This is a genomic window from Amycolatopsis sp. FBCC-B4732 (assembly GCF_023008405.1).
In the GTDB taxonomy this organism is placed as follows: domain Bacteria; phylum Actinomycetota; class Actinomycetes; order Mycobacteriales; family Pseudonocardiaceae; genus Amycolatopsis; species Amycolatopsis pretoriensis_A.
In genome coordinates this window covers 6,903,354-6,922,165 of record NZ_CP095376.1, presented here as the reverse complement: position 1 = coordinate 6,922,165, position 18,812 = coordinate 6,903,354, and the positions used below count along the sequence as shown (strand labels likewise).

Sequence of the window (18,812 nt, the reverse complement as noted above, 5' to 3'; positions counted from 1 at the left end):
CCAGGCGAGCGGCCGACATGGTGCGCGCGGGCATCCTCGCGGTAGGGCTGGCCCTACCGGAGTAAAGAGGTGGCGGGACGCGTTATGATGGTCAGGTTGTGTCCCACCAAGGGGGTGAACGGTTTCGACTTTGGACGTTGATTCAGGAGAAGCGTGCCGGTGCAGGCGAGAGACCACCGTAAGCGTCATCGCAACCAAATAAGCGCCGACTCCAGTCAGCGCGAGTACGCCCTCGCCGCCTGAGCGAGTGCGTCTCTGTCGGCCCGGGTTCGCCTCCGGCCCGGGTACCGGCATCAGCTAGGAGGCTCAGCGGCAGTCCCGGCCACGGGGAACTGCCGTGAAGCAAACAGTGGCTGGGCTCGTCACCTCGGCTTGTTCGCGTGACCGAGGGGGCCAAGTAGAGACGTAGCGGACTGCGCACGGAGAAGTCCTGTTGATACGCCAGAGGACCCGGGTTCAATTCCCGGCACCTCCACTGCGAGAAGGCCTACGCCCCTTCGGGGCTTGGGCCTTCTCTCGTTCTCGGGTGTTTTTCTGGGGGTCGAACCCCCAGACCCCCGCCAGGCGGGCTTCGCCCCCTGGACCCCTTCCTGGGGCTGCCGCCCCTTGCCCCCGCTGGTGGTGCGGGTTGGGTGGGGGGTGGGTGGGGGGTGGGGGGGGTGTTCAGAGGGACTTGATTTGGAGGATCTCCGGGGTGGGGCCGGTTGCTGTGAGTGAGGCGTCGTAGGTGCCTGAGTCGGTTGTTGTCGCGCTGTAGTGGATGCCCAGGAAGTCGTTTTGGGTGGTGGCTGTTGTCGAGTAGCTGCCGGTTATGTGGGTCAGGCCGGTTTTGGGGTCGAAGGTTTGCTTGGTGCCGAGGAGGGGGTCGTTGTTCAGGGTCCAGGTGGCGTGGTCGCTTGGTTGTGCCGTCGGGGATGAGGGGCACTGTGGGGGCATGGGGGACCGCTTGGCTGCGACGCACTTGTGGAACGCCGTTCGGAGGGCTGAGGCCAGCTGTGCTGGGGGTAGGGCTGGGTCTTTCTTCGTGACTCGGCTGTTGTCGATCTTGTCGTAGCGGCGGAGGTCGGTGACCGTTGGTTTGTTGTCTGTCCACGTTATTTCTGCTCGGTAGGGGACCTCTTGGATCGTCAAGCTCTGGGGGGACGGGACTCGGTAAGGCGATGTGTACGTCACCGTCATGACCGCGTAGCCCGCTACGTAGAAGCGGTCGTTGTTCCAGATCGGTCCGTACGTTCCGCCGATCGGGTTGCCGTGGAGGGTCCAGTGGACGTCGGTGGCCTGGCCGGTCGGGTCGTCGATCTTCTGGGGGCAGTTCGCCTGCTGGAGGACCTGGGTTCGGGCGCACGATGCGAGGCCGGCCTGGACTGCCGTCAGGACCGCTTCGTTGCTTGATCCTGCTGGCCGGGTTCCGTTTTCGGGCGGTATCGCGTCCGGGTCAGGAGGACTCGGGAGCAATGACGAGCCGGCCAGGATCAGGACGGCCACTCCGGCTGCCTTGAGGACCTTCAGCGGAGTCCACGTCGGGGGTGGCGATTCTGCTGCGGGCGTATCGGGTTCACGGGTGGGATGAAGATTCACCACGCCGACTTGGCAGGCCTGGATCACGTTTCCGTCGACCGGGCCCGTGTTGTTCGCGTGTTCGTGGCCGCCGTCCGGGTTGCTGGTCATGCGCTGTCCTCCCCGCCGGAAGCAGACAGTTTTACTGGTTTGGGGTGAGCTGGACCACCTTCTTGCGCTGTCCGGGGCACCTCGTTGGGCTGTTTGCTCTCCGTGTTCTCTCGTGCGCTATACGGTGTGACGGGGCCCACTTGCGGGTGAAGTTTTTGTGAGTGTCATGCTGAGGGCCCGACCTTGGCCCCGCACCCGTGGGGCTGGAAGCAGGTGGCCCGATGACCTGGGCACGGCACAGTGGCAGCACCAGCGCCCACGATGAAGACAGTCGGATGGGGGTTTTGCGGGCCGAGGAGGCCGAACGGCTCGCCGCGGAGCACTCTCGGGCTCTCGTTACCGTTGCCGGGCACTCGACCAACTCCCGGGAGTGTGCTGAGCTGCTCGACATGCTCGGGCTCGACGCCGGGTTGTGGCGGGAGCGCTGACCTCAGCGCAGGTCCGCCGCGTGGACCACCTTGTTCCGGCCGGTCTCCTTCGCCCGGTAGAGGGCCGCGTCCGCCGCGTCCAAGAGGTCCTGGAGTGACCTGCCCGCCTGCGGGTAGACAGCGACGCCGATCGACACCGACAGGTCCGTGATCGACGACTGTCCCACCGGGACGGTCAGGACGCTGATCGCCCGGCGGATGCGCTCGGCCACCGCGCCGCAATCCGGCCGGCCGGTTCCCGGCAGGAGGACGACGAACTCTTCGCCTCCGAACCGGCCCACCGCGTCGTCGCGGCCGCGGACCGCCGAGACGATCGCCTCGGCCGTCGAAGACAGGACCGTGTCGCCGGCCAGGTGGCCGTACGTGTCGTTGACCTGCTTGAAGTGGTCGAGGTCGAGCATCAGCAGGCCGACCGTCCCGCCGTGGCGCTCCGCGTCCGCCAGCGCCCGTTCGGTCAGGGCCCGCCACCTGCGGATGGTGTAGAGGCCCGTCTTCTCGTCGCGCTGCGCCGCCGCCTCCAGCTGCTTCACCAGGACTGACCGGTGCAGCAGGAGCACCGGCGGCAGCACCAGGACCACCATGCCCGGCAACGTCGCCAGTGCGAGGCCGTTCAACGCGCCCAGGCACAGCGTCGCGGCCTCCAGGCCGTTGTCCGACCAGGTGCCGAACAGCTCGACCACCGACCGCCCGACGATCCGGCGGGCCGGGAGCACCAGCAGTGCGTTCACCACGAAGAACGTCGCCCCGGCCGCCGCGACCAGCCACGCGCCGGTCCAGCCACGGGTGACCGCCGCGCGGACGTCCGCCACGTCGGTCAGGTCCAGCACTGCCTGGGCCGCGTAACAGGACAGCAGGATGATCGCCGCGTTGCTGCACGTCCGGGACGGCGGGACGCGCTGCAGCCGGTACCAGCTGCGCAGCGCCAGGTGCAGGTACAGGCCGCCGACCAGGACGGCGAGCAACAGCGGGGGGAGCACCAGGACGCCGGCGAACGTCCAGACCGACGTCATGTTGATGTGCGGGGTCTTCGCCGCCCGGCGCTGGCTGCGCTCGACCCGGCGGCCCGCCTCCGCCTGGATCACCCCGAGGGCCAGCAGGGCGCCGAGCACGGTCAGCGAACGCAGGTCGACGGCGACCGGTGACGGCCGGAACGCGAGTGTTACGGCCAGGGCTTCGCTCGCCAGGCAGTACACGACGATCCGAGGCCGCTGCTTCCACAACGCCCACTGCGCGGGTGGGACGAGCACACCACGGGATCGAAGGCGATCAGGACGGCGTTACGGCGCGACCGGGTGGCCGCCGATGCGGGTGGTCAGCTCGGCGGCTGTGGCCGCCACCTCGGTCGCCAGCTCCGGCCACGTCTCCTCGCACGGGTCCGCCGCGCAGTGGTGGCGCAGCGTGACACTGATCGCCGCCATCGGGCGGGCGCCGTGGTCGAAGACCGGGCAGGCCACCGAGGCGAAACCCGCCGTGACGTGGCCGTCTTCGACCGACCAGCCGAGGCGGCGCTCCGCGGTCAGCGTGCGGCGCAGGTCGGCCAGCGTTCCCGGGCCGCGGCCCGTGCGGAGCACGAACGCCGCCGCCGAAGGGAACAGCGCACGGACGTGCGGGGCGGGCAGGTGGCGCAGGATCGCGCGGCCGGACGCCGTCAGCTGGGCCGGCAGGCGGACGCCGACCTCGGTCACCAGCGTCTCCGGGCGGAGCGGGCGCTCCTTGATCAGGTACAGCGACTCGCTGCCGTGCAGCACGCCGAGGTGCGCGGTGTGGCCGACGCGGTCGACGAGCTTGCGCAGCAACGGCCCGGCGAGCCGCTCGAGGGGGTCGTGCCGCAGGTACGCCGAGCCGAGCTCGAACGCAGCGATGCCCAGGCCGTAGCGGCGTTCGGCGGGCAGGTGGACGACGAAGCCGGCGGCTTCCAGCTCGTTGAGCAGGTGGTACGTCGTCGAGCGGGGGAGGCCCGCCTCGCGCGCGATCGCCGCCGCGGTCACCGGGCCGGGGCGCGTCGCGAGCAGGCGCAGCACCGCGAGGCCGCGGCGCAGCGCCGGGACCTCGCTGCTGTCACCCATGGCCCGACCCTAGCGTCTGGGATACCAGACAGAACCACCCCGTGGGCCATCCCACCAGCGGGAAGGACGATGTCCAATGAGCCCATGCCGGAAACTGTGCTCCTGGGCCTCGAACCCCTCACCGCCGCCCAGGTCGTCGACGTCGTCCGTGGCTACGCGCCGGTCAGGCTTACGGACGCGGCCGAGAAGACCCTCGCCGCGACCCGCCAGCACATCGAGAACCTCGCCCACGCCGTCACGCCCACCTACGGCGTCTCGACCGGCTTCGGCGCGCTGGCCACCCGCCACATCCCGGTCGAGAGCCGGACCGCGCTGCAGCGCAGCCTGATCCGCTCGCACGCCGCCGGCGCCGGACCCGCCGTCGAGGCCGAGGTCGTCCGCGCGCTGATGCTGTTGCGGCTGCGGACCCTCGCCAGCGGGTACACCGGCGTCCGCCCGGGCACCGCGCAAACGCTTGCGGCCCTGCTCAACGCCGACATCACCCCGATCGTCCACGAGTACGGCTCGCTCGGCTGCTCCGGCGACCTCGCGCCGCTGGCCGCCGTCGCGCTCGCGCTGATGGGCGAGGGACAGGTGACGTACCGGGGCGAGCTCGTCGAAGCCGGCGAAGCGCTGAAGGACGCCGGGATCGAGCCGGTCGTGCTCGCCGAGAAGGAGGGTCTCGCCCTCACCAACGGCACCGACGGCATGCTCGGCATGCTCCTGCTCGCCGCCGCCGACCTGCACCGGCTCTTCGACATCGCCGACCTGACCGCCGCGATGAGCGTCGAGGCGCTGCTCGGCACCGACCGCGCCTTCGCCGCCGACCTCCAGGCGCTGCGGCCGCACCCCGGGCAGGCCCTGTCGGCCGAACGGATGTGGCAGGCGCTGCAGGGCTCGAAGATCGTCGAGAGCCACCGCGGCCCGGACTGCAACCGCGTCCAGGACGCCTATTCGCTGCGCTGCTCCCCGCAGGTGCACGGCGCGGCGCGCGACAGCCTCGCGCACGCCGAGCTCGTCGGGGAGCGCGAGCTGATGTCCGCTGTGGACAATCCCGTCGTGCTGGCCGACGGCCGCGTCGAGTCCAACGGCAACTTCCACGGCGCGCCCGTCGCGTACGTGCTGGACTTCCTGGCCATCCCGATCGCCGACGTCGCCAGCATCGCCGAACGCCGCACCGACCGGATGCTCGACAAGGCGCGCTCGCACGGCCTGCCGCCGTTCCTCGCGCACGACCCCGGCGTCGACTCCGGCCACATGATCGCGCAGTACACGCAGGCCGCCGTGGTCAGCGAGCTCAAGCGGCTCGCCGTGCCCGCGTCCGTCGACTCGATCCCGAGCAGCGCCATGCAGGAGGACCACGTCTCCATGGGCTGGTCGGCCGCGCGGAAGCTGCGCAAGGCCGTCGACGGCCTGACCACCGTGCTCGCGATCGAGCTGCTGACCGCGGCCCGCGCGCTGGACTTCCGCGCGCCGCTCGAGCCGTCGCCGGTCACCGGCCGCGTCCGGGACCTGCTCCGCACGAAGGTCGCGGGCCCCGGCCCCGACCGGCACCTGGCGCCCGAGATCGCGGCCGCCGAAGAACTCGTCCGCTCCGGCGCCGTCCTCGCCGCCGCCCGGAACACTCACGCGCCCTACCTGGAGGTCTGATGTCCCGCGTAGTCCGTGCCGCCCGCGGCACCCAGCTCACCGCCAAGTCGTGGCAGACCGAAGCCGCGCTGCGGATGTTCCACAACAACCTCGACCCCGACGTCGCCGAGCGGCCGGAGGACCTGGTCGTCTACGGGGGCACCGGCAAGGCCGCGCGCAACTGGGCCAGCTTCGACGCGATCACCCGCGAACTGACCACTTTGGACACCGACGAGACGCTACTCGTCCAGTCCGGCAAGCCGGTCGGCGTCTTCCGCACGCACGAGTGGGCGCCGCGCGTGCTGATCGCGAACTCGAACCTGGTGGGGGACTGGGCGACCTGGCCCGAATTCCGCCGGCTCGAGCAGCAGGGCCTGACGATGTACGGGCAGATGACCGCGGGTTCGTGGATCTACATCGGCACCCAGGGCATCCTCCAGGGCACGTACGAAACGTTCGCCGCCGTGGCGAAGAAGAAGTTCGGCGGGACGCTGAAAGGCACCCTCACCGTGACCGCCGGCCTCGGCGGGATGGGCGGCGCGCAGCCACTCGCGGTGACCATGAACGACGGGGTCGCGCTCGTCATCGAGTGCGACCCGCAGCGCGCGCACCGCCGCGTCGAGACGCGCTACCTCGACGAGGTGGCCGACGACCTCGACGACGCCATCGCCCGGGTCACCAAAGCCAAGCGCGAGAAGCGGCCGCTGTCGGTCGGCGTCGTCGGGAACGCGGCCGAGGTGCTGCCGGAGCTGCTGCGCCGCGACGTCGAGGTCGACATCGTGACCGACCAGACGTCCGCACACGACCCGCTTTCCTACCTGCCCAAGGGCATCGCCGTCGAGGACTGGCACGACTACGCGGCCAAGAAGCCGGACGAGTTCACCGACCGCTCGCGCGAGTCGATGGCCGACCACGTCGACGCCATGCTCGGGTTCCTCGACAAGGGCGCGGAAGTCTTCGACTACGGCAACTCCCTGCGCGGCGAGGCGAAGCTCGGCGGCTGCGAGCGCGCGTTCGACTTCCCCGGGTTCGTGCCCGCCTACATCCGCCCGCTGTTCTGCGAGGGCAACGGCCCGTTCCGCTGGGCCGCGCTCTCCGGCGACCCCGAGGACATCGCCGCGACCGACCGCGCGATGCTGGAACTGTTCCCGGAGAACGAATCCCTCGCCCGCTGGATCAAGCTGGCCGGTGAGCGCGTGGCGTTCCAGGGCCTGCCCGCCCGGATCTGCTGGCTCGGCTACGGCGAACGCCACCTGGCCGGCCTGCGGTTCAACGAGATGGTCGCCGGCGGTGAGCTGAAGGCGCCGGTCGTCATCGGCCGCGACCACCTCGACTCCGGTAGCGTCGCCTCGCCGTACCGCGAAACCGAAGGCATGGCTGACGGCTCGGACGCGATCGCCGACTGGCCGCTGCTGAACGCGCTGGTCAACACCTCGTCCGGCGCCAGCTGGGTGTCGATCCACCACGGCGGCGGCGTCGGCATGGGCCGGTCCATCCACGCCGGGCAGGTCAGCGTCGCCGACGGGACGGGCTTAGCCGCGCAGAAGCTGGAGCGCGTCCTCACCAACGATCCGGGCATGGGCGTCATCCGGCACGTCGACGCCGGGTACGACCGCGCGAACGAAGTCGCCGACGAGCGCGGCGTGCGGGTGCCGATGCGGGAGCAGGCGTGACGGCCTCCGGGCTGCTCGCGGAAATCGACGACGTCGGGCGTGACCCGAAACGCGGCGGGTACTCGCGGCACGCCTTCGACGCGCCCGAGCAGGACCTGCGCGCGTGGTTCGGCGAGCGGGCGCTCGGGCTCGGGCTGGACGTCGACACCGACCACAACGGCAACATCTGGGCGTGGTGGGGGCCGCCGGGGCCGGACGCCGTCGTCACCGGCAGCCACCTCGACTCGGTGCCCGGCGGCGGCGCGTTCGACGGCCCGCTCGGCGTCGTCAGCGCGCTCGCCGCGGTGGAAGCCCTGCAGGCGCGGGGTTTCCGGCCGGGGAAGCCGTTCGCCGTCGTCGTGTTCACCGAGGAGGAGGGCGGCCGGTTCGGCGTCCCGTGCCTCGGTTCGCGGCTGCTCACCGGCACGATCGACGCCGACAAGGCACGCGGGCTGCGGGACGCCGACGGCGTCACGTTCGCCGAGGCCGCCGGGCGGTCCGGCTTCGACCCGGCCCTGATCGGGGCCGACCCCGAACGGCTGGGGCTGGTCGGGAAGTTCGTCGAGCTGCACGTCGAGCAGGGGCGCGGGCTGATCGACCTCGGCGCTCCGGTGGCGGTCGGGAACACGGTGATCGCGCACGGGCGGTGGCGGTTTTCCTTCGCGGGGCAGGGGAACCACGCCGGGGCGACGTTGCTCGCCGACCGGGCCGACCCGATGCTGCCCGCCGCCGCGACGGTCACCGCCGTCCGGCGGCTGGCCCGCGCGGTGCCGGACGCGCGGGCGACCGTCGGGCGGCTCGTGCCGACGCCGGGCGGCACCAACGTCATCGCGTCCACTGTGGACCTGTGGCTCGACGCGCGGGTGCCGGGGACCGCGACCCCCGCACTGGTCGAGGACATCACGCGGGCGGCCGAGGCGGCGGCGGAGGAAGAAGGCTGCCGGGTGGAGGTGACCCGGGAGTCCTATTCGGACGATGTGGTGTTCGACGATCGGCTGCGCGACGACCTCGGCGGGTGGCTCGGCGGGCCGCCGGAGCTGCCGACCGGCGCCGGGCACGACGCCGCGATCCTCGCCGGGTTCGTCCCGGCCGGGATGCTCTACGTGCGCAACCCGACCGGGATCAGCCACTCGCCGGAGGAGTTCGCCGAGACCGCCGACGTCGAAGCGGGCGCGGCGGCGCTGGCCACGATCCTGGAACGGCTGGCGCGATGACCTCCGGCCCGTGGGGGCGCCCCCCGTCTCCAGCCTATCGTCAGGCACCGACAGTTTTCTGGTGCGAACAGGCGTGGCTGCCGGCCGGGATCGCGTCCGGCGTGCGGATCGACGTTGCCGACGGCCGGATCACGGGCGTGACCCCGGATTCGCCGCGCACGGGCACCGTGCTCGAAGGCCTGACGCTGCCGGGGTTCGCGAACGGGCACTCGCACGCCTTCCACCGGGCGCTGCGCGGGCGGACGCACGACGAACGCGGCACGTTCTGGACGTGGCGGGAGCGGATGTACGCGCTCGCGTCCCGGCTCGACCCCGACACCTACTACCGGCTGGCGCGCGGGGTCTACGCCGAGATGGTCCTGGGCGGGTACACCAGCGCGGGGGAGTTCCACTACCTGCACCACGCGCCCGGCGGGAAGCCCTACGCCGACCCGAACGCGATGGGGGCGGCGCTGCGGCAGGCCGCCGCCGACGCGGGGATCCGGCTGACGCTGCTGGACACGTGCTACCTGGCGGGCGGCATCGGCGTCGAGCCCGACGAGGTCCAGCGGCGGTTCTCCGACGGCTCGGCCTCGGCGTGGGCTTCACGGGTGGCGTCGTTGCGGGAGGACGAGCTGTTCCGCGTCGGCGCCGCGATCCATTCGGTGCGCGCGGTTCCGGCCGAGGAATTGTCTGTTGTGGACAGTCCACGGGTGGTGCACGTCCACCTGTCGGAGCAGCGGGCCGAAAACGAGCAGTGCCTGGCCGCGTACGGGCGCACGCCCACCGAACTGCTGCACGAGCGCGGAGTGCTGACCGACCGGCTGGTCGCCGTGCACGCCACGCACCTCACGGCGTCGGACATCGAGCGGCTGCGCGGGGCGCGGGCCTGCTTCTGCCCGACCACCGAACGCGACCTCGGCGACGGCATCGGCCCCGCCCGCGCCCTGCGGGACGCCGGGGTGCGGCTGAGCGTCGGCAGCGACAGCAACGCCGTCGTCGACGCCTTCGAAGAAACCCGCGCGCTGGAGCTGGACGACCGGCTGGCCAGCGAGGAACGCGGCCGGTTCACCGCCGAGGAACTTCTCGAAGCGGGCACCGACCACGCCGCGACCGGGTGGTCCGAGGTCGGCGCGCTCGCCGAGGGGGCGGGCGCGGACCTCGTCACCGTGACCCTGGATTCGGTGCGGACGGCCGGGATCGAGCCCTCGGGCGTGGTGTTCGCCGCGTCCGGCGCCGACGTCCGGCACGTCGTCGTGGCGGGCCGCGAGGTCGTGCGCGAAGGCGCGCACCAGCTGATCGAACGACCGGAAACTTTGCTGGCGAAGGAGATCGAGGCACTGTGGCAGTCCTGATCACGGGTATCGGCGAGCTCACCACGAACGACCCCGAGCTGGGCCGGCTGTCCGACGCGGCCTTGGTACTGGACGGCTCGCGCGTCGCCTGGGTGGGCAGCGCGTCCGACGCACCGGACGCGGACGAGCGCGTCGACGTCGAAGACCGCGCGGTGCTGCCGGGCTGGGTCGACAGCCACACGCACCTCGTCTTCGCCGGTGACCGCACCGCCGAGTTCGAAGCCCGGATGGCGGGGAAGCCCTACACCGCCGGGGGAATCGCGATCACCGTCGGCGCCACGCGGGAGGCGTCGGACGAGCAGCTGGCGGCCAACCTGCGCCGGCACGTCGACGAAGCGGCCCGGCAGGGGACGACGTGCCTGGAGACCAAGACGGGCTACGGATTGACCGTCGAGGACGAAGCCCGGAGCGCGCGGATCGCCGGTGCGGTGGCCGACGAAGTCACGTTCCTCGGTGCGCACCTGGTGCCGCCGGGCGCCGACGCGGAGTCCTATGTGGACCTCGTGTGCGGCGAAATGCTCGACGCGGTGGCGGGAAGCGTGCGCTGGGCGGACGTGTTCTGCGAGACCGGCGCGTTCGACGAAGCCCAGTCGGCGCGGGTCCTGAAGGCCGCCGCCGGACGCGGGCTCGGCCTGCGGGTGCACGGCAACCAGCTCGGCGAGGGACCCGGCGTGCGGCTCGCGGTGGAGCTCGGCGCGGCGAGCGTCGACCACTGCACGTACCTCAGCGACGCCGACGTCGAGGCGCTGGCCGCGTCGGAAACCGTGGCGACCCTGCTGCCCGCGTGCGACTTGTCGACCCGGCAGGCGATGGCGCCGGCCCGGCGGCTGCTCGACGCGGGGGCGACGGTTGCGCTGGCCAGCAACGCCAACCCCGGCAGCTCGTACACGACGTCGATGGCGTTCTGCGTGGCGACGGCGGTGCTGCAGCTGCGGATGACGATCGAGGAGGCCGTCTGGGCCGCGACCGCGGGCGGCGCGAAGGCGTTGCGCCGCGACGACGTCGGCGTGCTGCGGCCGGGGGCGCGGGCGGACATCCACGTCCTCGACGCGCCTTCGGTGACGCACCTGGCGTACCGGCCGGGGGTGCCGCTCACGAACTCGGTGTGGCGCGCCGGAGATCGCGTGCGCTAACGTCGAAAGCGAGGACGCGCGAAGACACAGTCCGGTATGGGTTAGTCCGGGCGGCGCAGCCAGGCTCACCTGTGCGTCCCTTCCTCGGAAGCGACGAAGGGACAGCTGTGTCGGTGATCATCATCGGGGCCGGTCTGGGTGGCTTGAGCCTCGCGCACGGCCTGCGCCGGGCCGGAATCCCCTGCGAGGTCCACGAACGCGACGAATCGGCGGGCGCGCGCAAGCAGGGCTACCGGCTGCACATCGGTGACGTCGGCGACTCGGCGTTGCGCGAGGTGCTGCCGCCGGAGCTGCACGCACTCTTCCACGCCACCGCGGGCCGGGCGCGGCCGCACACCAACGTCTACGACGAGCGGCTGGGCCTGGTCACGCGTTTGGCGGACGAGGGAACCCACCTCAACGTCAACCGCTTCACCCTGCGGCAGATCCTGCTGCACGGCCAGGAAGTCCGTTACGGCAAGCGGTTCACGCACTACGAAACCGACGACGACGGCGTGACCGCGCACTTCGCCGACGGGACTTCCACCCGCGGCAGCCTGCTGGTCGGGGCCGACGGGATCAACTCCCCGGTGCGGCGGCAGTACCTGCCGCACGCCGAGGTCGTCGACGCCGGGCTCGTGCACCTCTACGGCCGGATCCCGCTCACCCCGGAGACCCGGGCGCTGTTCGAGCCGGAGATGTTCGCGGTGTTCACCATGATCGTCGGGCCGGACCGGACGATGGCCGGGTTCGCCCCGGTCGACTACCCCGGACCGGTCGCCGACGCCTGCGCGCGGCTGGTGCCGGACCTGCGGCTGCGCGACGCCGAGAGCTACATGACGTGTTCGGTGGGCGCGCGCTGGGAAGTCGTCGGGCACGACGAGGCCGAACTCGCCGCGATGGCGCCCGGCGACCTCCGGAAGCTGGCGCTGGGGCTGGTCGACGGCTGGCACCCGCTGGCCGGCGCGATGATCGGGCACTGGGACGTCCCGGCGACGTTCCCGCAGCCGATCCGCACGAGCGTCCCGATCGCACGGTGGGCCCCTTCACGCGTGACGCTCGTCGGCGACGCGATCCACGCCATGAGCCCGGCCGGCGGCGCGGGCGCCAACACCGCGTTGCGCGATGGTGCGGTGCTGGCGGCCGCGCTGGCCGGGTCTCCGCTGCTCGAGGCCGTCGAGGCCTACGAAACGGCGATGGTGGGCTACGGGTTCGCCGCGGTGCGCGAGTCCGCCGAGAACGGGCGGCGCTTCCTCGGGCAGAACCCGCTCACAGCGGAAGCGTGAACGGCGTGCACTTCGGAAGGTAGCTCGCGTCGAGCGCGTGCAGGATCAGGCCGGTGACGTTCGGGTCGATCGCCTGGCTCAGGTGGCCCGAAGCGTCGGACGCGCAGAAGTCCTGCAGCACGACGTCCTTCGCGCCCGGCTCGTTCAGGATCCCGCTCGTGTACGGCGTCACGACCTCGTCGTACTTGCTCACGATGCTCGTGTACGCCGGTCCGGCGACGTGCACGCCGCCGCGGGCGAGGTCGTCCAGGAAGGCCGACGGGGCCAGGTACTCCTTGCACGCGCCGCACGCCGTCTTGAGGACCAGGTCCAGGCCCGGGACGGTCGTGAGGAGGGCCTTGGCGAGGGCGTCGAGGCCGCCGAGCGTGGTGCCGCGGTAGTTGGCGCCGAAGCCGACGAAGTTCGCGACCTTCGCCGCGCCGCCGCCGTACTTCAGGTAGTACGCGGGCATCGTGCTGCCTTCGGAGTGGCCGACGATGTCGACCTTCGCCGCGCCCGTCGTCGCCCGGACCTTGTCGACGAACCGGCCGAGCTGGCCGGCGCTGTCCCGCATGGGGGCCAGCCCGCCGACGCCGGGGAGGATCCCGGTGCCGTAGGTCAGGGAGAAGACGCAGTAGCCCTGGGCGGCGATCTTCGGCGCGTGGAAGAACCAGTTGACGGTGTCGTTCGCGCCGAGCCCGTGCACCAGGACCACGGGCTGGGGGTGCGTGGCCGAGGGGCGGCAGCCCCAGTCGTTCCAGCCGCTGCTCGGCGCCGCTTCGGCGACCGCCGGGGCGGCGACGCCGAGGGTGACCGCCGCCACGACCGCTGTGAGGATCCGCTTGGCACCGCCTTTGGTGACCCGCATTCCACTGCCTCCAGTTACCCATCAGTAAGTGATGCAGCTCATGATCGGTCACAGCGCCGGAGTGGCGACCTGGGACAACGCTCAGAGATGGTGGCCGTTTGTTGTGACAAGTGACAACCAAGAGAACGGCGCTCCTGGCCGATGGTCAGAGGGACTGGTCCACCGGCGAAACAGGAGGAGCCGTGCGACGTCTCTGGCTCGTGGCCATTTTGACCGCCCTTTTCGTGGCGCCCCAGCAGGCGCTGGCGGATCCGGTGCACTGGGGCCAGCCGGGTCCCTTCGCGGTCGTCAGCGAAGCCCTCGACGGGACCCACACCGTCTTCCGGCCCGCCGACCTCGGCGGCGACCGGCACCCGGTCATCGTGTGGGGCAACGGAACGGGCGCGACCCCGGCGATCTACGCGCCGCTGCTGCGCCACCTCGCGTCGTACGGGTTCGTCGTCGCGGCCGCCGACACGCCCAGCTCGGGGAGCGGTGTGGAAATGCTGGCCGGCGCCCGGACGCTCGTGGCGGAGAACGCGCGGCCCGGCAGCCGGTACTTCGGCCGGATCGACACCGCGCACATCGGCGCGACCGGGCACTCGCAGGGCGGCGGCGGGGCCATCGCCGCCGGCGCGGACCCGTTGATCACCACCACCGTCCCGCTCGAGCCGGGGCCGCTCGGATTCGTTCCGGCGCTGCACGGCCCGGTGTTCTTCCTCGGCGGCCAGCTCGACGTGATCGTCGTGCCGGGACTGCTGGTCATCCCGCGCTACTACGCCGCGTCGCACGTCCCCGCGGTCTACGGCGAACTGGCCGGAGCCACCCACTTCACCGCGGTGGGCGACGCCGGTGGTTTCCGCGGCGCGATCACCGCGTGGTTCCGGTATTGGCTGGCGGGTGACACCCGGGCCAAGGGCGTCTTCTTCGGGCCGGGCTGCACGCTGTGCACCGACCCGGCGTGGGCGAAGGTGCTACGCAACGGGCTCGCGCTCCAGGTCTGACGACGGTTTGCGGACGGCGGCCGCGATCCCGGCCGCCGCGAGCAGGCCGCAGAGCCAGGCGAACCAGTCGCCGAAGCGGGCGTACGGCGTCTTCCCCGCCCCGCTCGGGACGTCTGCGACGCCCACCGTGAACGGGCTGCCGCCGGTGTGCGCGTCGGCCAGGACGTGGCCCTGGGCGTCGGCGAGCATCGGGGTGCCGCGGGCCGCGCTCCACGCGACCGAGAAGCCGTTCTCGACGCCGCGGAGCAGCGCCGTGCGGCTGTGGGCCCAGCCGTCGACGTCTTCGTCGGAGGCCGGGACGAGGACCAGGCCGGTGCCCGCGTCGCCGTAACCGCGGCTCGGGTCGGCGAAGTTGACGTCCATGCACACCAGCAGGCCGATCCCGGCGAACCGGGTCAGCTCGGTGCCGGAGCGGAGGTTCGGCGAATCCCCGTTGTGCCACTTGCGGTATTCGACCGGCGCGCCGGACGGGGCCACGGCGAGTGCGGCGTTGAACCGGCCGTCCGGCGTGCTGTCGAGGACGCCGGTGACGACGTCGAGGTCCCTCGCGCGGGCCACTTCGGTGAGCGCCGTGACGAGGCTCGCTCGGCTGGTCCGGTCCACCGCGAAAATGGCTTCGGGGAGCACGACGGCCTTGACGCCTGCCGGCAACCGGCCCAGTTGGTCCACATAGGACTGGAGGAGCGCCTGGCCGTCGCGGGTGGCGACGTCGACCGCCCAGCGGTTCTGCCCGGGTGCGATCAGGGCGACCCGCGTCGACGGCCCGGTGAGCGGTGGCGTGCTCCAGAACGCGAGCCCGCCGGCGATCGCGGCCAGCGCGACGACGGGTACGAGCCGCGTCCGGCCGCGCAGCCCGGGTGCGAGCGCCGCGGCGACGGCGGCCGGGACGAACAGCACCAGGAACTCCACGCCCCAGCCGCCGGTGACCGCGGCGATCCGCACGATCGAGGGCCGGTCGGCCTGCGTCGTCATGAAGGTGCCCATCAGGCCGGTCGGATTGAGCAGCGAGACGACGTAGAGCGCGACGGTCCACAACGCGGGTGCGGCGAGCGCGGCCAGGAATCCGTGGCCACGCCGGACCAGCAGCCCGAAGAGCGCGGCCGACAGCGCGAACAGCACCGCGCTGCCGCCGAGGATCGCCAGCGCGGCGGGCCGGGGGACCGACTGGGAGTGCCAGAAGTAGCTCCAGCTGCCGGCACTGCCCGCGAGGTAGGCGGTGAAAGCGCTTGCCAGCGCGACCCCGCCGTGGACGCGGGGCGCCAGCAGCAGGATCGGCAACGGCGCCAGCCACGCCAGTTCGGGCAGCGGGTCCAGCCCGGTGCCGAAGAAGAACAGCACGGCCGACGCCAGTGTCGCCAGGATCGCTTTCATCGGTGCCCCTTTCGCCCGGTTCCAGGGTTTCAGGCGAGATCCGCGCGGGCACTGGGCCGGGCCACCGGCCTTTTGGTGGGGGTGGCCCCACCCCGGTTCATCGAGAGTTCAAGGAGCCGTCACACGTCAGGGATCGGCGGCGGTCTTGTGGATCAGTAGCGTTGCCGAAGAACAGCTACGGAGAGAGAGCCGGGCATGGACTTCTCGCTGATCGTGCTGGTGGTGATCGTGGCCGCGCTGGCCTTCGACTTCACCAACGGCTTCCACGACACCGCCAACGCGATGGCCACCTCCATCGCCACCGGGGCGCTCAAACCGCGGGTCGCCGTCGGCGTCTCCGCGGTGCTGAACCTCGTCGGCGCGTTCCTCTCGGTGGAGGTCGCGAAAACGATCTCCGGGGGCATCGTCGACGACACCAAGGTGACGCCGGTGATCATCTTCGCCGGGCTCGTCGGCGCCATCGTGTGGAACCTGCTGACCTGGCTGATCGGGCTGCCGTCGAGTTCGTCGCACGCCCTGTTCGGCGGGCTCATCGGCGCCACCTGGATCGCCTCGGGCTCCGACGCCGTCCACTTCGGGAAGGTCGTCGAGAAGGTCCTCATCCCCGCGCTCGCTTCGCCGATCGTCGCCGGGATCGTCGCGACGCTCGGCACCTTCCTCGTCTACCGGATCACCGCGCGGGCGAAGCAGGACACGGTGGGCCGGACGTTCAAGGCCGGCCAGATCGCCTCTGCTTCGCTGGTGTCGCTGGCGCACGGCACGAACGACGCCCAGAAGACCATGGGCGTCATCACGCTGACGCTGATCGCGTCCGGCTCGCTCGCGCCGAACTCGGGACCGCCGCTCTGGGTGATCCTGACCGCGGGCACCGCGATCGCGCTCGGCACCTACCTCGGCGGCTGGCGGATCATCCAGACGATGGGCAAGAAGCTCACGGAAATCCAGACGCCGCAGGGCTTCGCGGCCGAGACGAGCGCCGCCGCGGTCATCCTCACCTCGGCGCACCTCGGTTTCGCGCTGTCCACCACGCACGTCTGCTCGGGCGGCATCATCGGCTCCGGCCTCGGCCGCAAGCTCGCCGAAGTCCGCTGGGGCGTCGCGGGCAAGATGGTGCTCGCCTGGGCGCTGACGCTGCCCGCCGCCGCGATCGTCGGCGCCGTCGCCGCCGAGGTCTCGACGCTCGGCACCTGGGGCACGGTCCTGATCGGCCTCGCCGGGGTCGTCGTCGCGGTGGGCATCTACCTCGCGTCGAAGCGGAACCCGGTCAGCGCCGACTCCATTTCCGAGTCCGAGCCCGGCGTGCAGCCGGCCAACGTCTGAGGAGCGCCGTGCACATCGACTGGAGTTCCCTCGGTCTCGTCTTCGTCGTCGCGCTGGCCTCGGTCGTCGTGCTGACGAGCCTCTTCTCCTTCGGGGTGGTCGGGCTTTCCCAGCGCGACTCGGCCCGCGAGGCGGGTGGCTCGGGCAGCGGTCCGCTGGCCGGCGCGGTCATCTGCTTCGTGCTCTGCGCGGCGATCGTCGGCTACGGGATCTTCTTGATCGTCGCCTGAGCGCGTTCCCGGAACCCGTCCGGGAGCCCGCCGAGCATCGGGGCCAGCGTGCCCCGGCGCTCGGCGCTCAGGTGCGTCAGCAGGTCCAGTGCCGGGTCCCGGAGGTCTTCGTCGGTGCCCGCCGCGGTGATCAGCCGCCCCAGCCGGTGCGCGGGCAGCAGGCCGACCACGTGGTCGATGCGGCCCTTGTCGTCGAGCACGAACGCGATCCGCAGCAGGCCGGGGTCGTCGATCCGCTCCAGCGCCTGCCGCACGGTCGGGTCGGGCAGATGCCCGACGAACCGGCCGAGGGTGATCCAGTCCTCGCGGCGCGCCAGCTCGGCGGCGACCGCGAGCACGGTGTCCAGGGGGATGCGCGAGATGATCGCGCTCGCCCGCCGCGGGTCGAGTTCGGCCGCGACCTCGGCGAGGAACCGCGGGTGCAGCCGCTTGGCGACGTCGACGCCGCGGGAGACGTCGACCAGCCCGGCGATCCGGGCGCACAGCAGCGGGCCGAACACCTTCTCGGCGATCTTGGCGAGCACCGCGCCGGGCAGCAGCCGCGCCGCCAGCGCCATCCGCTGCAGCACGGCGCTGTTCGCGTCGAACAGCGTGTCGGTCACCTGGCCGCGGAACGCCTTGAGGTCGTCGGCGTCGACGCGGGCGAGGTAGTCCAGCCGCGCCGGCTCGACGTCGAGGACGCGGGCCAGCTTCAGGATCTCCGCGCGCGAGGCGTAGTCCGCGGTCACAGGCCCACCGCCTTCCGGACCGCGCCGCGCAGCAGCGCCGGGACGTACCGGAGGCCCTCCTCGCCGGCTTCGGCGAGCGCTTTCGCCTGCCGGCGGCGCGCGTCGCGCAAGGCGTCGGCGAGGTCCTGGCGCTCGTGCGCTTCGAGGGCCTCGATGCCTTCGGGGAGGGAGCCGCCCAACTGATCGGCGAGTGTGCGCTCGGCCATGGTGGATCATCATGCATCATGCGGACATGACCTTCGAGACGTCCACCGTCCGTGTCGGCGAACTCTCCGCGTACCTGGCCAGGCCGGACGGCGGGTCGGCGTCGGGGATGCTGCTGCTGCCGATGATCACCGGGATCGGCGAGCAGGTCCGGGCCTGGGCCGACGAGCTCGCCGGCCGCGGGATCACCGCGCTGGCCTGGGACGTCTTCCACGGCGCGAGCACCGACAACACCTCCCGCGAGGACCTCGGCGCGAAGCTCGGCGACCTGCGTGACGAAACCGCGCTGGCGGAGCAGACCGCGTTGCTCGACCACCTGCTCGGCGAGCTGGGCTGCGCGTCCGCGGGGGTCATGGGCTGGTGCCTCGGCGGCCGGTTCGCGCTCCTGCTCGGGTCCCGTGACCAGCGGCTTTCCGGCGTCGTGGCCTACCACCCGACGATCCGCGTCCCGGCGCCGCCGAACCACGAACTCGATGCGGTCGCTTTGTCGACATCGATCACCGCGCCGGTGCTCGTCGCCTACCCGGAGGCCGACACCGTCGTCTCGCACGAGACGTTCGCCCGGCTCCAGACGGCGCTGCAGTCGCGGCCGCGGGGCGCGACGTTCAGCCAGCACTTCCCGGGCGCCGAGCACGGGTTCAGCGACTCCTCGCGGCACGGGACGACGGTGAACGCCGACGCGTTCGCGTTGTCCTGGCCGCAGACGCTGGCCTTCCTCGACACGCTGAAAGGTTGACTTTCGGCAGTGGTCGCCCGCGGGC

The 18,812-nt window shown here is 71.9% G+C and carries 18 protein-coding genes and 1 other RNA gene; 12 read left to right on the top strand and 7 right to left on the bottom strand.

Features of this window, described 5'->3' with window-relative positions; translation table 11 throughout:
- The first annotated feature begins 110 nt into the window (after window positions 1–110).
- Window positions 111–478, top strand: a transfer-messenger RNA (tmRNA) gene (gene ssrA / locus MUY14_RS30435).
- Between the two features lie 185 nt (window positions 479–663).
- On the opposite strand, the gene MUY14_RS30430 is transcribed toward ssrA, so the two are convergent.
- Window positions 664–1,668: a hypothetical protein gene (locus tag MUY14_RS30430; RefSeq protein ID WP_247014355.1), complete on the bottom strand. Its 1,005-nt coding sequence runs from the start codon at window positions 1,666–1,668 to the stop codon at window positions 664–666.
- 275 nt (window positions 1,669–1,943) lie between these two features.
- On the opposite strand from MUY14_RS30430, the gene MUY14_RS30425 reads away from it, so the two are divergent.
- Window positions 1,944–2,096, top strand: coding sequence for a hypothetical protein (locus MUY14_RS30425; protein ID WP_247014354.1), 153 nt, complete (start codon window positions 1,944–1,946; stop codon window positions 2,094–2,096).
- Window positions 2,097–2,098: 2 nt separating this feature from the next.
- Here MUY14_RS30425 and MUY14_RS30420 read toward each other — a convergent pair whose 3' ends face one another.
- The gene (locus MUY14_RS30420) at window positions 2,099–3,343 is read right to left on the bottom strand and encodes a diguanylate cyclase (RefSeq protein ID WP_247014353.1); all 1,245 of its coding nucleotides are present in this window, start codon (window positions 3,341–3,343) and stop codon (window positions 2,099–2,101) included.
- Between the two features lie 30 nt (window positions 3,344–3,373).
- Window positions 3,374–4,162 carry an IclR family transcriptional regulator gene (locus MUY14_RS30415; RefSeq protein ID WP_247014352.1) on the bottom strand — a complete coding sequence of 263 codons (789 nt, stop codon included), beginning with the start codon at window positions 4,160–4,162 and terminating at the stop codon, window positions 3,374–3,376.
- An 84-nt stretch (window positions 4,163–4,246) separates the two neighbouring features.
- On the opposite strand from MUY14_RS30415, the gene hutH reads away from it, so the two are divergent.
- From hutH to MUY14_RS30385, 6 genes are all read left to right on the top strand, one after another.
- Window positions 4,247–5,791, top strand: a complete 1,545-nt coding sequence (gene hutH, locus MUY14_RS30410) for a histidine ammonia-lyase (RefSeq protein ID WP_247014351.1) — start codon at window positions 4,247–4,249, stop codon at window positions 5,789–5,791.
- Complete coding sequence (gene hutU, locus MUY14_RS30405) at window positions 5,791–7,443, top strand: urocanate hydratase (protein WP_247014350.1); 1,653 nt, start codon at window positions 5,791–5,793, stop codon at window positions 7,441–7,443. Before hutH ends, hutU begins: the two co-directional genes overlap by 1 nt.
- Window positions 7,440–8,636, top strand: a complete 1,197-nt coding sequence (locus MUY14_RS30400; protein WP_247014349.1) for an allantoate amidohydrolase — start codon at window positions 7,440–7,442, stop codon at window positions 8,634–8,636. The genes hutU and MUY14_RS30400 overlap by 4 nt, the downstream gene beginning before the upstream one ends.
- Before the next feature lie 101 nt (window positions 8,637–8,737).
- Complete coding sequence (locus MUY14_RS30395; protein ID WP_247014348.1) at window positions 8,738–9,970, top strand: formimidoylglutamate deiminase; 1,233 nt, start codon at window positions 8,738–8,740, stop codon at window positions 9,968–9,970.
- Window positions 9,958–11,103: an imidazolonepropionase gene (gene hutI / locus MUY14_RS30390; protein WP_247014347.1), complete on the top strand. Its 1,146-nt coding sequence runs from the start codon at window positions 9,958–9,960 to the stop codon at window positions 11,101–11,103. Before MUY14_RS30395 ends, hutI begins: the two co-directional genes overlap by 13 nt.
- 113 nt (window positions 11,104–11,216) lie before the next feature.
- A complete protein-coding gene (locus MUY14_RS30385; protein ID WP_247014346.1) occupies window positions 11,217–12,368 on the top strand; it encodes an NAD(P)/FAD-dependent oxidoreductase in 1,152 nt (383 codons plus the stop codon).
- Here the strand turns inward: MUY14_RS30385 and MUY14_RS30380 are convergent.
- Window positions 12,352–13,215 carry a triacylglycerol lipase gene (locus MUY14_RS30380; protein ID WP_247014345.1) on the bottom strand — a complete coding sequence of 288 codons (864 nt, stop codon included), beginning with the start codon at window positions 13,213–13,215 and terminating at the stop codon, window positions 12,352–12,354. The two genes, MUY14_RS30385 and MUY14_RS30380, sit on opposite strands and share 17 nt — an antisense overlap.
- Window positions 13,216–13,397: 182 nt before the next feature.
- Between MUY14_RS30380 and MUY14_RS30375 the strand changes: the two genes are divergently transcribed.
- Window positions 13,398–14,198, top strand: coding sequence for an acetylxylan esterase (locus MUY14_RS30375; RefSeq protein WP_247014344.1), 801 nt, complete (start codon window positions 13,398–13,400; stop codon window positions 14,196–14,198).
- Here the strand turns inward: MUY14_RS30375 and MUY14_RS30370 are convergent.
- On the bottom strand, window positions 14,169–15,569 hold the full coding sequence (locus tag MUY14_RS30370) for a nitrilase-related carbon-nitrogen hydrolase (RefSeq protein ID WP_247014343.1): 1,401 nt from the start codon (window positions 15,567–15,569) through the stop codon (window positions 14,169–14,171). The genes MUY14_RS30375 and MUY14_RS30370 overlap by 30 nt on opposite strands.
- A gap of 195 nt (window positions 15,570–15,764) precedes the next feature.
- Here MUY14_RS30370 and MUY14_RS30365 point away from each other — a divergent pair, with 195 nt between their 5' ends.
- A complete protein-coding gene (locus MUY14_RS30365) occupies window positions 15,765–16,889 on the top strand; it encodes an inorganic phosphate transporter (protein WP_247014342.1) in 1,125 nt (374 codons plus the stop codon).
- Between the two features lie 8 nt (window positions 16,890–16,897).
- Window positions 16,898–17,119, top strand: a complete 222-nt coding sequence (locus MUY14_RS30360) for a hypothetical protein (protein WP_247014341.1) — start codon at window positions 16,898–16,900, stop codon at window positions 17,117–17,119.
- Here MUY14_RS30360 and MUY14_RS30355 read toward each other — a convergent pair.
- Together MUY14_RS30355 and MUY14_RS30350 are read right to left on the bottom strand one after the other, a co-directional pair.
- Window positions 17,092–17,847 carry a hypothetical protein gene (locus tag MUY14_RS30355; protein WP_247014340.1) on the bottom strand — a complete coding sequence of 252 codons (756 nt, stop codon included), beginning with the start codon at window positions 17,845–17,847 and terminating at the stop codon, window positions 17,092–17,094. The two genes, MUY14_RS30360 and MUY14_RS30355, sit on opposite strands and share 28 nt — an antisense overlap.
- Complete coding sequence (locus MUY14_RS30350) at window positions 17,844–18,053, bottom strand: hypothetical protein (RefSeq protein WP_247014339.1); 210 nt, start codon at window positions 18,051–18,053, stop codon at window positions 17,844–17,846. Before MUY14_RS30350 ends, MUY14_RS30355 begins: the two co-directional genes overlap by 4 nt.
- A 26-nt stretch (window positions 18,054–18,079) precedes the next feature.
- Here MUY14_RS30350 and MUY14_RS30345 point away from each other — a divergent pair, with 26 nt between their 5' ends.
- Window positions 18,080–18,787 carry a dienelactone hydrolase family protein gene (locus MUY14_RS30345; RefSeq protein WP_247014338.1) on the top strand — a complete coding sequence of 236 codons (708 nt, stop codon included), beginning with the start codon at window positions 18,080–18,082 and terminating at the stop codon, window positions 18,785–18,787.
- Window positions 18,788–18,812: the final 25 nt, after the last annotated feature.